The organism is Streptomyces laculatispora, assembly GCF_017353455.1.
In the GTDB taxonomy this organism is placed as follows: Bacteria; Actinomycetota; Actinomycetes; order Streptomycetales; family Streptomycetaceae; genus Streptomyces; species Streptomyces laculatispora.
This window is the reverse complement of record NZ_JAFMPZ010000554.1, coordinates 1-13,267: the sequence shown is the minus strand read 5'-3', so window position 1 is coordinate 13,267 and position 13,267 is coordinate 1. Positions and strand designations below refer to the sequence as shown.

12 protein-coding genes and 1 pseudogene are annotated in these 13,267 nt (G+C 70.7%); 8 read left to right on the top strand and 5 right to left on the bottom strand.

From position 1 onward, the window contains the following. The 3 genes and pseudogenes from J1C73_RS36135 to J1C73_RS29455 form a co-directional block, all read left to right on the top strand. Positions 1-97, top strand: a pseudogene (locus J1C73_RS36135) (ATP-binding protein); the annotation flags it as partial. A 269-nt stretch (positions 98-366) separates the two neighbouring features. Beyond that, positions 367-1,215, top strand: a complete 849-nt coding sequence (locus J1C73_RS29460; RefSeq protein WP_207319046.1) for a helix-turn-helix domain-containing protein — start codon at positions 367-369, stop codon at positions 1,213-1,215. After that, complete coding sequence (locus tag J1C73_RS29455; protein ID WP_207319045.1) at positions 1,212-1,403, top strand: DUF397 domain-containing protein; 192 nt, start codon at positions 1,212-1,214, stop codon at positions 1,401-1,403. Before J1C73_RS29460 ends, J1C73_RS29455 begins: the two co-directional genes overlap by 4 nt. 16 nt (positions 1,404-1,419) lie before the next feature. Here J1C73_RS29455 and J1C73_RS29450 read toward each other — a convergent pair whose 3' ends face one another. Further along, entirely contained in the window at positions 1,420-2,373 is a 954-nt protein-coding gene (locus J1C73_RS29450) for a LysR family transcriptional regulator (protein ID WP_207319044.1), read from the bottom strand. A gap of 63 nt (positions 2,374-2,436) precedes the next feature. On the opposite strand from J1C73_RS29450, the gene J1C73_RS29445 reads away from it, so the two are divergent. The 4 genes from J1C73_RS29445 to J1C73_RS29430 all read left to right on the top strand — a co-directional run bounded on the left by J1C73_RS29445 (position 2,437) and on the right by J1C73_RS29430 (position 6,010). Then, complete coding sequence (locus tag J1C73_RS29445) at positions 2,437-3,747, top strand: MFS transporter (protein WP_207319043.1); 1,311 nt, start codon at positions 2,437-2,439, stop codon at positions 3,745-3,747. A gap of 103 nt (positions 3,748-3,850) precedes the next feature. Next, entirely contained in the window at positions 3,851-4,567 is a 717-nt protein-coding gene (locus tag J1C73_RS29440; RefSeq protein ID WP_207319042.1) for a L,D-transpeptidase family protein, read from the top strand. 100 nt (positions 4,568-4,667) lie between these two features. Continuing rightward, positions 4,668-5,660, top strand: coding sequence for a sigma-70 family RNA polymerase sigma factor (locus tag J1C73_RS29435; RefSeq protein WP_124284872.1), 993 nt, complete (start codon positions 4,668-4,670; stop codon positions 5,658-5,660). Further along, complete coding sequence (locus tag J1C73_RS29430) at positions 5,657-6,010, top strand: hypothetical protein (protein ID WP_207319041.1); 354 nt, start codon at positions 5,657-5,659, stop codon at positions 6,008-6,010. The genes J1C73_RS29435 and J1C73_RS29430 overlap by 4 nt, the downstream gene beginning before the upstream one ends. Before the next feature lie 76 nt (positions 6,011-6,086). Here J1C73_RS29430 and J1C73_RS29425 read toward each other — a convergent pair whose 3' ends face one another. Further along, positions 6,087-6,449: an STAS domain-containing protein gene (locus J1C73_RS29425; RefSeq protein ID WP_207319040.1), complete on the bottom strand. Its 363-nt coding sequence runs from the start codon at positions 6,447-6,449 to the stop codon at positions 6,087-6,089. A gap of 360 nt (positions 6,450-6,809) precedes the next feature. Between J1C73_RS29425 and J1C73_RS29420 the strand changes: the two genes are divergently transcribed. Next, positions 6,810-10,106 (top strand): S8 family peptidase, encoded by a 3,297-nt coding sequence (locus J1C73_RS29420; protein WP_443732230.1) that lies wholly within the window; start codon positions 6,810-6,812, stop codon positions 10,104-10,106. A 92-nt stretch (positions 10,107-10,198) separates the two neighbouring features. On the opposite strand, the gene J1C73_RS29415 is transcribed toward J1C73_RS29420, so the two are convergent. From J1C73_RS29415 to J1C73_RS29405, 3 genes are all read right to left on the bottom strand, one after another. Further along, complete coding sequence (locus tag J1C73_RS29415) at positions 10,199-11,476, bottom strand: thymidine phosphorylase (RefSeq protein ID WP_207319039.1); 1,278 nt, start codon at positions 11,474-11,476, stop codon at positions 10,199-10,201. Between the two features lie 120 nt (positions 11,477-11,596). Next, on the bottom strand, positions 11,597-12,019 hold the full coding sequence (locus tag J1C73_RS29410; RefSeq protein WP_207319038.1) for a cytidine deaminase: 423 nt from the start codon (positions 12,017-12,019) through the stop codon (positions 11,597-11,599). Beyond that, on the bottom strand, positions 12,016-13,267 hold a 1,252-nt coding region (locus J1C73_RS29405; RefSeq protein WP_207319037.1), incomplete at its 5' end, for an ABC transporter permease. The genes J1C73_RS29410 and J1C73_RS29405, both read right to left, overlap by 4 nt.

The window sequence follows — 13,267 nt, the reverse complement described above, 5'->3', positions numbered from 1 at the left end:
GGGGATCCTGTACGGCACCCGGCTGTCCGACACTGTGGCGCTCCTGGTCGCGGAGCTCGCGGCCAATGCGGTTCTGCACGGACGGGTGCCGTACAGGATCCCCCAGGTGTCGAGCTTCCACACGGCCAGGCGTCGCGCCAGGGTCGCACCGTGGCGGGTGGCCGAGCACCTCTGGGTGAACACACGTACAGTTACGGGCGGTTGTGCCTGGAGAGCCGTCATGCGCTCAGCGTTCCGCCTCGGTCGCCCCTGTCAGTAGGAACAACACCCATACACGTTCACTTGTATGGGTTGCTTCCCTGGACTGGATGGGTAACCCTCCGTGATTCTTGCTGCGTTGATCCATGCGCGAAAGACGGGGCAGCGATGACGGCCAACCACGACAGCACCACGTCCCCGGGCGAACCCGAGCTCTCCGACAGCCTGAAGACATTCGGGGCGGTCATGAAGGCCCTGCGCGAAGCGGCCCGCCTCACCCAGGAGGAGTTCGCACCCCGCGTGCGGTACTCGGCGGCCTACATCGCCAAGATCGAGCAGGGCCGGCGGTTCCCGCCCGAGGACCTCCCCGAGCGGGCGGCGGACGCCCTCGGGCCGGTCGCGGGCAAGGTCCTCGCCGCTGCGGCGCGGAGCCTTCGGCGCAGGGCCGGTCTGGCGTCGTGGTTCCTCCAGTGGGCGGGGATCGAGGAGGAAGCGATCACGCTGTACGCGTACGAGTGCCGGGGCATTCCGGGACTGCTCCAGACCGAGGGGTACATCCGAGCCGTCTTCGACCGGAGGCTTCCCCCTCTCGCCGAGGAGCAGTTCGAGCAGCAGGTGGCCGCGCGCCTGATGCGACAGGAACTCCTGGCCGAACGCCCCAACACCTCATTCTCGTTCATCATCGAACAGGCCGTCCTTGAGCGTCAGTTAGGAGGTGCGGACGTCACTGCCTCGCTCATCGACAATCTGTTGGTGCAGGGCGGTCGGCGGAACGTGGAGATCCTCGTCATGCCGCTCAAACAGCCGGATCACTCGGGCGTCGACGGGCAGTTGTATCTGGCGGAGACTCCGTGCAACTCCTGGTTCGGCTACGTCGAGGGCCATGACAGCAGCACCCTGCTCACTGACCCGAGATTGGTCAGTGCCATGCTCCAGCGCTATGGCAAGATGCGCTCACAGGCGCTGAGCCACGAGGCCACTGTGGGCCTGCTGAAGCAGATGCGAGGAGCGCTATGAGCACCGAACTGGCCTGGTTCAAAAGCAGTTACAGCGGCAGTGGCGGCGACAACTGCATCGAGGTCGCCCTCCACCCCGACGCCGTCCACGTCCGTGACTCCAAGGACACCGCCCGCCCCCCGTTCACCGTCTCCACCACCGCCTGGTCGGACTTCGCCGCCTACGCGTCGTCCACCGCACAGTCCTGACCGTCGTCGGCGCCGCTCACTCCGGCAGCAGGTGCCCCCGCCGCGACAGCAGGAACTTCTTGAACGCCGCCACCGGCGGGGTGTCCGGGTGCCCGTCCAGCCAGGCCACCCCGATCTCCCGAGCGGCCCGCGGAGCCGTCACCGTCAGCTCCACCACCCCGGGGCGGGCCACCGCCGGGGGCGGGAGCAGGGCCACGCCCAGGCCTGCCGCGACCAGGCCGCGCAGGGTTTCGGCCTCCTCGCCCTCGAAGGCGACGCGGGGGACGAAGCCCGCCTCCGCGCAGAGGTCGTCCGTGATGCGGCGCAGGCCGTAGCCGGGTTCCAGGGTGACGAACGTTTCGTCGGCGGCCTCCGCCAGGCGGATGCGGCGGCGGGTGGCCAGGCGGTGGTCGTCGGGGACGACGAGGCGCAGCCGCTGTTCGTCCAGGCGCAGGGCGACCAGGTCCGGGGCGTCCGGGACGGGTGAGGTGAGGCAGAGGTCGAGGCCGCCCGCGCGGAGGCGTTCGATCATGGCCTCGCCGTAGTTCTGGACGAGCTGGAAACGGACCCGCGGGTGGTCGGCGCGGAAGGCGCGGATCAGGGCGGGGACGGTCTCCGAGCCCATCGTGTGGAGGAAGCCGAAGGCGACCTTGCCCGCGGTGGGGTCGGCGTCCGCCCGTACCGAGTCGGCGGCCTTCTCCACCTCGGCGAGCGCCCGCTCGGCCGAGTCGAGGAAGGTGCGGCCCGCGGGGGTGAGGGAGACGGTACGGCCCTTGCGGGCGAACAGGGCGACTCCCAGGTCCTGTTCCAGCCGGACCATCGCCCGCGAGAGCGTCGACTGGGGTACGCCCAGCTCGTGCGCGGCGCGGGTGACGTGTTCGTGGCGGGCGACCGCCTCGAAGTAGGCGAGCCGCGGGGCGAGGACGGCGCGGATGTCTTCTTCGTAACTGCTTGGTGACAGCCGCGGCTGTGAGCTGTGCTGATGCGCCATGGGATTGATTATCGCCGCTTTGTGCATTGGACGCATGAAAGGGGGGCGGCCTACGTTCGTTGCATGCCTCCCGCCAGTACCGGGGCGTCCACCCTGATCGTGGCCGCCTCGACCCAGTCGTCCCCCGTAAGCGTCACCGAGACCGCCACCGCGGACCGGCTCGAACCCGGTGGTCCCGGCTACCGCCGGATGAGTTTCGCGCTCTTCGCCGCCGGTGTCGCGACCTTCGCGCTCCTCTACTCCACCCAGGCCCTGCTGCCCGCCGTCTCCGCCTCCTTCGGCGCCACGGCCGGGCAGGCGAGCTGGACGGTCTCCGCGGCGACGGGTGCGCTGGCGCTCTTCGTGCTGCCGATGAGTGCGCTGTCCGAGCGGTTCGGGCGGCGGCAGATGATGACCGCCTCGCTGACGGTCGCGGTCGTGGTCGGGCTGTTCGTGCCGTTCGCGCCGTCGCTCGGCTGGCTGATCGCCCTGCGCGCCGTGCAGGGCGCCGCACTCGCCGGACTGCCCGCCTCCGCGATGGCGTATCTCGCGGAGGAGGTACGGCCCAAGGCGCTGGTCGCGGCGATCGGGCTGTTCGTGGCCGGCAACAGCATCGGCGGGATGAGCGGCCGCATCCTCACCGGCTGGGTCGCCCAGCTGTGGGGCTGGCGGGCCGCGCTCGGCTCGGTCGGTGTGCTGGCCGTGGCCTGCGCCGTCGTCTTCCACTTCATGATCCCCAGGGCCCGGCACTTCACCCCCGGTTCGCTGAACCCGAAGGCGCTCGCCCGGACCGTCGGCGGGCACCTCGCGGACCCGCTGCTGCGCCGGCTGTACGCGATCGGCGCGCTGTTCATGACGGTGTTCGGCGCGGTGTACACGGTGATCGGTTACCGCCTCGTGGAGGCGCCGTTCAACCTCCCGCAGGGGATCGTCGGCTCGATCTTCCTGGTCTACCTGGTCGGTACGGTCTCCTCCGCCGCGGCGGGGCGCCTCGTCGCCCGGCTGGGGCGCCGGGGCGCGCTCTACCTCGCCGTCTCCACCACGGCCGCCGGTCTGCTGCTCTCGCTGGCCGACCAGCTGGCAGCCGTACTCCTCGGCCTGGTCCTGATCACGGCGGGCTTCTTCGCCGGGCACGCGGTGGCCTCCTCCTCCGTCAGCCGTACGGCGACCAAGGGCCGGGCCCAGGCGTCGGCGCTCTACCAGTCGGCGTACTACCTCGGCTCCAGCGCGGGCGGCACGCTCGGCGCGGTCGCCTTCCACGCCGGCGGCTGGGCGGGCACGGTCACGCTGGGACTCCTCGCGGTCCTGGGCGTCGTCTCGATCACGCTGTACGGGTCGAGGGCGGCGCGCGTCGAGCGGCGCCGGTCCGCGGCGGTGCTGTCCGTACAGAACTGAGACATACGGCGCACAACCATCCACTCCCCGGCGCGCGTCTAGCAGGCGGAATCACCGCACTGCGCGCGAAGGGGAGTTGGCGTACATGGGAGTCACGGAAAGCATGAGGAGCATCCAGGGCATTCGAGGCGTGCGGACGCGGCGCGGTCTCGCGGTGTCCGTCGCGGGGCTGACCGCGATACCGGCGCTCGTCCTCGGCACCGGCGGGTCCGCGCAGGCGGCGTCCTGCACGACGTCCACCGGACCGAACCAGAAGCAGGTCGAGAAGTACCTGCACCGGCCGGTGGACGGCAAGCAGTCGGTGGCCGACTGCAAGGCGATCCGGTCGTTCCAGAGCACCTACGGGGTCACGCCCACCATCGGCTACGCCGGGCCCGTCACCTGGCGCACCATGCAGACGCTCACCGCCCAGAAGGCGGCCGGGAAGGACCCGAACAAGGCGAAGAAGTGCCCCACCGACAAGGGGCGCATCGCGTGTGTGGACCTGACGCGGCAGATCAGCTGGATCCAGGACGGCAAGAAGCTGAAGTTCGGGCCGGTGCCGGTGCGGACCGGGCGGGACAAGTACGAGACCCGCACCGGGGCGAAGAAGATCTACTGGCGGCACAAGAACCACGTCTCGTCGATCTACCACGTGTCGATGCCGTACTCGCAGTTCTTCGACGGCGGGCAGGCCTTCCATGCGGTGGGCGTGAAGATGTGGAACCCGCCGGGCTCGCACGGATGCGTCAACATGCGCACCGCCGACGCGAAGTCGTACTGGAATCTGCTGAAGAACGGCGACGACGTGTACGTGTACGGGCGCAAGCTCGGAACGTGACCGCTTTCCGCCCTTCCCGCCTCGGTTGTCAGTGCCCTGCGGTAGCTTCCCAAGTGCTGAAGTGAGCGGTGTCACGGCGCAACAGGGGTGGAGCGACGCAATGGGTGATCTGACGGCGACGGCGGGCGATATCGACAGCCGTCTGGAGGGACACCGGGTCGAGCTGACCGGCTACTGCTACCGGATGCTCGGCTCGGCCTTCGAGGCGGAGGACGCGGTCCAGGACACGCTGGTGCGCGCCTGGCGCAACTTCGACAAGTTCGAGGGCCGTTCCTCGCTGCGGTCCTGGCTGTACCGGATCGCGACGAACGTCTGCCTCGACATGCTGAACGCGGGCAACAAGCGGGCCAGGCCCGTCGATCTGTCCGGCCCGACGCCGCTCGCGCAGGCCGCGCTCAATCCGCGGCCGGAGAACACCTGGCTGGAGCCGATGCCGGACGGGCGCATCCTGCCGTCCGTCGCGGACCCGGCCGAGGCGGCGGTGGCGCGCGAGTCGGTGCGGCTCGCGTTCGTCGCCGCGCTGCAGCATCTGCCGCCCAAGCAGCGGGCCGTGCTGATCCTGCGCGAGGTGCTCGCGTGGAAGGCGAGCGAGGTCGCCGAGCTGCTCGACACCTCGGTCGCTTCGGTCAACAGCGCCCTCCAGCGTGCGCGGGCGACGCTCAACGACCACCAGGGCACGGCCGCCGACGCCGCCGATCCGCTCGACGAGGAGCAGAGCAAGCTCCTGGAGCGGTACGTGGCGGCGTTCGAGGGGTACGACATGAAGGCGCTGACCGCGCTGCTCCATGAGGACGCCATCATGACGATGCCGCCGTTCGACCTCTGGCTCCAGGGGCACGACGACATCGCCGGCTTCATGACCTCCATGGGCGCGTCCTGTGCGGGCTCCCGGCTGATCGCGACGTCGGCGAACGGCACCCCGGCGTTCGCGCACTACAAGCCGAATCCGGACGGGCCCGGTTTCGTGCCGTGGGCGGTGCAGGTCATCGACATCTCGGACGGTGCGATCACCGGGATGCACTGCTTCCTGGACACCCCGCGCTGGTTCCCGCTGTTCGGGCTGCCCGATCACCTGGAGGCGGATGCGGCGTGAGCCGACGGCTGGGCCGGGGCGCGGCGTACGGGCTGGTCGCGGCGTGGGCCGTGGCCGTGGCCGGCGGCTGGGGGGCCGCCCAGTGGCTCGGTGAGCCGACGGCCACGTCCGGCCCCCGCCGCGTCGTGCCACCGGCCTCCGAGGCGGAGCCGGGACCGCAGCCGGAGACCGGGTACGCCGATCTCTGCGACCAGGTCCGGTCCGGCTCCGCCTCCGGGCGGTACGCGCCGCCCTCCCCGTCGCCGTCTCCGAGCGTCACGCCCTCGGAGACGGTGCGCGACGGGGCCCGTCTGTCCGCCGTCCAGTGCTCGAAGGTGGTCGTCAGGGACGGCTGGCGCGAGGCGGACTGAAGGGCCTGGGGCCTTCAGTCCGCACCAGGTGGTGGCCGGTGCCGTGGCGGATCAGGCCGCGCAGCAGGCCACCCGCTCACTCCGGGACCCTGCGCGCCCCCTCCTGGTCCGCGAGGCCGACCACCTCGTCCAGCCCCACCAGGTCCAGCAGCAGCCGGAGTTCGGGAGGCGTTCCGCGCAGCCGGAGCCGTCTGCCGCCCGCCCGGCGGGCGACCAGCGACAGCCGGGCGACCGCCTCCACGGCGGCGAGGTCGGGGTGGACGAGCCCGCCCACGTCGCAGTCCACCACCGTCACCTGCGTGTCCGCGGTGGCCAGCAGCGCCTCCAGCTCAGCGCAGAGTCCGGGCACACCGGCCCGCGTGAGGCGTCCGGAGACGGTGAGAACGATCGGGGTCATGGCATCCACATCAGGGAGACCGGTCCGGCGGCCGAAACTCATCGCCGTGCCGTTCCCCGCTTTTCACCGGACTTCCACAGCCTCCCCTCCGCCTCCCCTGAGAGCGTCCTGGTGCCCCGAGCTGCGCGCAGGCCTCCGCGGCCACCGTCGTCACGGCCGTTTCCCGTCGCGCAGGGCCGACCGACCATCGACGAAGTTTCGCCAACTCCGTTCTTCTGTGTGCTTACTGTGAACCGATTCGATCAACTCTCCCCTCTATACGGGTGAAACGGCCGGCCTCGGTGCGCGCACCGGGGCCGGCTGCCCAGTGGCCCTCTCGTGGGGCCGCCTGATTCTCCAGGGGGAGAGTTGCGCAGACACGTCACAAGAGCGTGTGTCTCAACCGTCGCCACAGCTGCGGCCGTGGCGCTAGCGGCCGGGCTGACCACTCCGGCCATGGCCCGTGACAACGGCCCGTCGCGGTCGGCGGACGGCACGTCCGGCGCCCGGCATCAGCTCACGCTCATCACCGGTGACCGCGTCACGGTGGACGCCAAGGGCCGGGTCGTGGGCTTCCGTCCCGCGGCGGGACGCGAGCACATACCCGTGCAGCGGCAGATACAGGACGGGCACACCCTGCTCGTCCCTGCCGACGCACACCGGCTGATCAGTTCCGGAAGGCTGGACCGTCGGCTGTTCGACGTCACGGAGCTGAACCGGGCAGAGAACCGCAGGGCGCAGAAGTCGGGCCTGAAGCTGATCGTCTCCTACCGTGGAGCCGGGGCCGCGGCCGCGAGGGCGGAGGTCCGCGACGCGGGCGCCACCCGGGTCGGGCCCGTGCTGAAGTCGCTGAACGCCCAGTCCGTGGCCACCCCGCGGGAGGACGCCCGGTCCATCTGGCAGGCGCTCACCAGCAAGCCGTCGGGCAGCGCCCAGCGGACCACGGCCGCCGGTATCGACCGGGTGTGGCTGGACGGCGTACGCCGGGCGAGCCTCGACAAGAGCGTCCCGCAGATCGGCGCGCCGACCGCCTGGAAGGCGGGCTACACCGGCAAGGGCGTCAGGATCGCCGTCCTGGACACCGGTGCGGACGCCACCCACCCGGACCTCAAGGGCCAGATCCTCGCGTCGAAGAACTTCTCCGGCACGCCCGATCTGAAGGACCACTTCGGCCACGGCACCCATGTCTCCTCGATCGCGGCCGGTACGGGCGCGAAGTCGGGCGGCAGGTTCAAGGGCGTGGCCCCGGACGCCAAGCTCCTTGAGGGCAAGGTCCTCGACGACGACGGCTTCGGCGACGACTCCGGAATCCTGGCCGGTATGGAGTGGGCGGTCGCGCAGGGCGCCGACGTCATCAACCTGAGCCTCGGCGGCACCGACACCCCGGGGATCGACCCCCTGGAGGCCGCGGTCAACAAGCTCTCCGCCGACAGCGGCGTGCTCTTCGCCATCGCGTCGGGCAACGAGGGCGGCGCCGGCACGGTCGGCTCCCCCGGCAGCGCGGACGCCGCGCTGACCGTCGGGGCCGTCGACGGCAAGGACGTGCTGGCGGACTTCTCCAGCCGCGGTCCCCGGGTCGGTGACAACGCGATCAAGCCCGATGTCACCGCTCCCGGCGTGGACATCACGGCGGCCGCCTCGCCCGGCTCCGTCATCGACAAGGAGGTCGGCCAGAACCCGGCGGGCTATCTGACGATCTCCGGTACGTCGATGGCGACCCCGCACGTCGCGGGCGCCGCGGCGCTCCTCAAGCAGCAGCACCCGAAGTGGAAGAACACCGAGCTCAAGGGTGCGCTCACGGCCTCCACGAAGCCGGGGAAGTACACCCCCTTCGAGCAGGGCTCGGGCCGGATCGCCGTCGACCGGGCGATCACCCAGTCCGTCGTCGCCGACCCGGTGTCGCTGAGCTACGGCGTCCAGCAGTGGCCGCACACCGATGACGTGCCGGTCGCCAAGAAGGTGTCGTACCGCAACCTCGGTACGACCGATGTCACGCTCTCGCTCGCCGTCCAGGCCACCGGCCCGGCGGGCAAGCCGGCCCCGGCCGGGTTCTTCGCCCTCGGCGCCGACCGGGTGACCGTCCCGGCGGGCGGCACCGCCGAGGTGCCGCTGACCGTGAACACCAGGCTCGGCGGCACGGCCGACGGCGACTACTCCGCGTACGTCGTGGCGACGGGCGGCGGTCAGACCGTCCGCACCGCGGCCGCGGTCAATCGCGAGCGCGAGTCGTACGACCTCACGCTCAAGACCATCGGGCGTGACGGCAAGCCGGCCCGGTACACCACCGGGGACGTCTACGGCATCACCGGCGGCGGGACCGATGTGTGGGAGTCCCCCGAGGTGGTCAACGGCACGGCGAAGCTCCGCGTCCCCAAGGGCGGGTACGTGCTGAACTCGGCCGTGTACATCGACCCGGACAACTACGACAAGGGCGTCGACTGGCTCACCCAGCCCCATCTGAAGGTCACCAAGAACACCACGGTGACCTTCGACGCGCGCCTGGCCAAGCCGGTGGACATCACCGTTCCGGCGACCGGCACGAAGGCCCTGCTCGCCTCGCCCGACCTCCAGTTCGAGACCGAGAACAGCTTCTACGGCTACGGCTGGCTGCTCGACTCGTTCAAGCCGCTGCGCACCGCGCACATCGGCCCGAAGACGACCGGCATCCAGCTCTCGCAGCACTGGACCGGCAGTTGGGCCAAGGGCACGGCGACCCGGTACGACATCACGGTCGGCGGCCCGGTGAGCCAGGCGGCGACCGGCTACCGCCGCGCGTTCAGCAGCGGCCAGCTCGCCAAGGTCACGATCCGCTCCGGTGCGTCCGTCAAGGGCAAGACCGGTGACATCGGCGCGTGGGGCGAGCTGCCCGACTCGTTCAGCGGCTGGGCGGCCCTGACCACCCAGAAGCTCCCGTCGACCACCACGGCCTACGTCTCCACCGCGGACAAGGTGAAGTGGAGCTTCGACTTCAACCAGAACGGCGCGCTCGACAAGGACGGCTTCCCGCAGTCCGACGCCTGGTACTCCCTCGGTGCCCCGCAGACCCTCAAGGCGGGCGGGACGTACGCGAAGACCGTGAACACCGCGGTGTTCGGACCGTACATGAACGCCGGCTTCGGGGTCTTCCGCGACGGCAACGAGCTCACGGGGGCGCTGCCGCTGGTCGCCGACGGCCACCGGAATGTCGGCGGCTCCGCGTACAGCTCGGTGAAGACCGTGCTCTACCGCAACGGCAAGGAGTTCGCCAGGAACGCCGACCCGCTGACGGGCGAGACGCCCATCGTCGTGCCGTCCGCCGCCGCCGACTACCGGCTGACCACGTCGGTGCGGCGCGGCGCCGACGTCGCCTCGGTCTCCACCCGGATCGACACGAGCTGGACCTTCCGCTCCGGCCGGCCGGTCTCGGGCTACGCCCAGCTGCCGGTCTCCATGGTCCGCTTCACTCCCGAGGTGGCGCCGGACAGCACGGCCAAGGCCGGCAAGGCCGTGTCCGTGCCGGTGACGGTGCAGGGTGCGGCAGCCGGGAAGAACCTGAAGTCGCTGACGGTGTCGATCAGTTACGACGGCGGGAAGACCTGGAAGAAGACCGCGGTCAAGAAGGGGAAGATCGCCATGAAGAACCCGGCCAAGAAGAAGTCGGTGTCCTTCAAGGCCACGGTCACCGACAAGAAGGGCAACACGTCCTCGGTGGCGATCTACAACGCCTACTTCGGCAAGTAGCAGGCCAGTAGGACGCGGCAGGACCGCATGAAAGCGGCCCGCCGGGACGGTGAGACACCGTCCCGGCGGGCCGTTCGCGTCGGCGCCCGCGGTTACGCGATGCGCTCGCGCACCACCGGGGTGGCGGTGAACTCCGTGCCCGCCGGGGCGATGTCGTACGACTCGGGCAGCGCCTTCAGCGCGTACTCGAACTTCTCCGGGGTGTCCGTGTGCAGCGTCAGCAGCGGCTGCCCCGCGGTCACCGTGTCCCCGGGCTTGGCGTGCAGCTCGACGCCCGCGCCCGCCTGCACCGGGTCCTCCTTGCGGGCGCGGCCCGCGCCGAGGCGCCAGGCGGCGACGCCGATGTCGTACGCGTCCAGGCGGGTCAGTACGCCGGAGGACGGGGCCGTCAGGACGTGCTGCTCGCGGGCGACCGGGAGGGTGGCGTCCGGGTCGCCGCCCTGGGCGGAGATCATCCGGCGCCAGACGTCCATCGCGGAACCGTCCGCGAGGGCCTTCTCCGGATCGGCTTCCTTGAGCCCGGCCGCGTCCAGCATTTCGCGGGCGAGGGCCAGGGTGAGGTCGATGACGTCCTTCGGGCCGCCGCCGGCCAGCACCTCGACCGACTCGCGGACCTCCAGGGCGTTGCCCGCGGTCAGGCCGAGCGGGGTGGACATGTCGGTGAGCAGCGCGACCGTCCGCACTCCGCTGTCGGTGCCCAGGGCGACCATGGTGGAGGCCAGTTCGCGGGCGTCCTCGATGGTCTTCATGAAGGCGCCGGAGCCGACCTTGACGTCCAGGACGAGTGCGCCGGTGCCCTCGGCGATCTTCTTGGACATGATCGAGCTGGCGATCAGCGGGATCGCCTCGACGGTGCCGGTGACGTCGCGCAGCGCGTACAGCTTCTTGTCGGCGGGGGCGAGGCCGTCGCCCGCCGCGCAGATGACCGCGCCGGTGGTGTCGAGGACGTCGAGCATCTCGGCGTTGGTGATGTGGGCGCGCCAGCCGGGGATGGACTCCAGCTTGTCGAGGGTGCCGCCGGTGTGGCCGAGGCCGCGTCCGCTGAGCTGCGGCACGGCGGCGCCGCAGGCGGCGACCAGCGGGGCGAGCGGCAGGGTGATCTTGTCGCCGACGCCGCCGGTGGAGTGCTTGTCGGTGGTGGGGCGGGAGAGCGCGGAGAAGTCCATCCGCTCGCCGGAGGCGATCATGGCGGCGGTCCAGCGGGCGATCTCGGTGCGGTTCATGCCGTTCAGCAGGATCGCCATGGCCAGCGCGGACATCTGCTCGTCGGCGACCTCGCCGCGGGTGTACGCGTCGATGACCCAGTCGATCTGCTCGGGGGTCAGCTCGCCTCGGTCCCGCTTGGTGCGGATGACGGAGATGGCGTCCATGTCCTGGAGTCCTTCCGGCCGGTACGTACGCATGAGTCCCGTTGACTCTACGCGCATAGAGGATGAGAGAACCGCCGGACGGGCAGGAATTGGCCCGTCCGGCGGTGGGGAGTCGCGTCGCTAACCGAGGTGGGACGGTCCGAACGCCTGCGGGAGCATCTCGTCGAGGGTGCGGAAGCCGTCCGGGGTCTCCAGGACGAGTTCCGGCCCGCCGAACTCGTGCAGCAGCTGTCTGCACCTGCCGCACGGCACCAGGATCTCGCCCGCCCCGTCCACGCAGGTGAAGTGGGTCAGCCGGCCGCCGCCGGTGGCGTGCAGCTGGGAGACCAGTCCGCACTCGGCGCACAGCCCGATGCCGTACGAGGCGTTCTCGACGTTGCAGCCGACGATCGTGCGGCCGTCGTCGACCAGGGCGGCGACGCCGACCGGGTAGCCCGAGTAGGGCGCGTACGCCCGGGACATGGCCTCCCGAGCGGCGGTCCGCAGGGCGTCCCAGTCGGCTTCGGTGACCGTGGTGGCGCCCGCTCCGGCGGTGGGCGTCACTTGCCCTGGCCCTTGCGATAGCGCATACCGTCCGCCTTCGGCATCCGCAGCCGCTGCGCGGAGAGTGAGAGGACGAGCAGCGTGACGATGTACGGGGTCGCGCTCACGAACTCGGTGGGCACGGTGTCCGTACCGAGGTACCAGACCAGGACGACGGCGGCGATGACCGCGCTGATGACGCCCTGCACGAAGCTCTTGCGGTAGAGCTTCCAGGCCGCGATCCCGGCCAATACGACCACGAGCAGCAGGAGCAGCGCGTGGACGGACTCGCCGCCGTTGCGGAGTTGGAGCGCGTCGGCGAAGCCGAACAGGCCCGCGCCCATGGCGAGCCCACCGGGCCGCCAGTTACCGAAGATCATCGCGGCGAGACCGATGTATCCGCGCCCGCCGGTCTGTCCCTCGTTGTAGATGTGCGAGGTGACCAGGGAGAGGAAGGCGCCGCCCAGCCCGGCCATGCCGCCGGAGATGATCACCGCGATGTACTTGTACGTGTAGACGTTGACGCCGAGCGACTCGGCGGCCACCGGGTTCTCGCCGCAGGAGCGCAGCCGCAGGCCGAAGGCGGTCTTCCACAGGACGAAGAACGTCACGACGAAGAGGAGCGCGGCGACGATCGTCAGCAGCGACACGTTGGTGACCAGGCCGCCGAGGACGCCGGCCAGGTCGGAGACGAAGAACCAGTGGTGTTTCTCGACGGTGTGCAGCCAGTCGGAGAGGCCCGGGATCGTCACCGAGGTGATGTCGTCGGCTGGTGGGGACTGTTTGGGTGAGCCGCCCTTGGCCGCCGCGTCGCCCGAGTTGAACCAGAGCTTGGCGAAGTAGGTGGTGAAGCCGAGCGCCAGGATGTTGATGGCGATGCCGGAGATGATGTGGTCGACGCCGAAGGTGACGGTTGCCATCGCATGCAGCAGCCCGCCGAGCATGCCGCCGACGACACCGGCGAGCACGCCGAGCCAGGGGTTGGTCTGCCAGCCGGCCCAGGCGCCGAAGAAGGTGCCCAGGATCATCATGCCTTCGAGGCCGATGTTGACCACGCCGGCCCGCTCCGACCAGAGGCCGCCGAGACCGGCGAGGCCGATCGGCACGGCCATCGCGAGGGCCGCGCTGATCTGTCCGGCCGAGGTGACGTCCTGTGCGCCGGTGATGGCGCGCACGGCGGACAGCGCGAGCAGCACGCCCGCGATGATCAGGAGGACGACGGGGAAGGAGAGGCGGGTGCGGCCGCCCTTGCCGCCGGAGACCTTGGGG

Coding starts and splice junctions, on each gene's coding strand:
- J1C73_RS29440 (WP_207319042.1), top strand. CDS start 3,851: ATGAGGAGCATCCAGGGCATTCGAGGCGTGCGGACGCGGCGCGGTCTC.
- J1C73_RS29450 (WP_207319044.1), bottom strand. CDS start 2,373: ATGGCGCATCAGCACAGCTCACAGCCGCGGCTGTCACCAAGCAGTTAC.
- J1C73_RS29445 (WP_207319043.1), top strand. CDS start 2,437: ATGCCTCCCGCCAGTACCGGGGCGTCCACCCTGATCGTGGCCGCCTCG.
- J1C73_RS29455 (WP_207319045.1), top strand. CDS start 1,212: ATGAGCACCGAACTGGCCTGGTTCAAAAGCAGTTACAGCGGCAGTGGC.
- J1C73_RS29415 (WP_207319039.1), bottom strand. CDS start 11,476: ATGGACGCCATCTCCGTCATCCGCACCAAGCGGGACCGAGGCGAGCTG.
- J1C73_RS29435 (WP_124284872.1), top strand. CDS start 4,668: ATGGGTGATCTGACGGCGACGGCGGGCGATATCGACAGCCGTCTGGAG.
- J1C73_RS29460 (WP_207319046.1), top strand. CDS start 367: ATGACGGCCAACCACGACAGCACCACGTCCCCGGGCGAACCCGAGCTC.
- J1C73_RS29425 (WP_207319040.1), bottom strand. CDS start 6,449: ATGAGTTTCGGCCGCCGGACCGGTCTCCCTGATGTGGATGCCATGACC.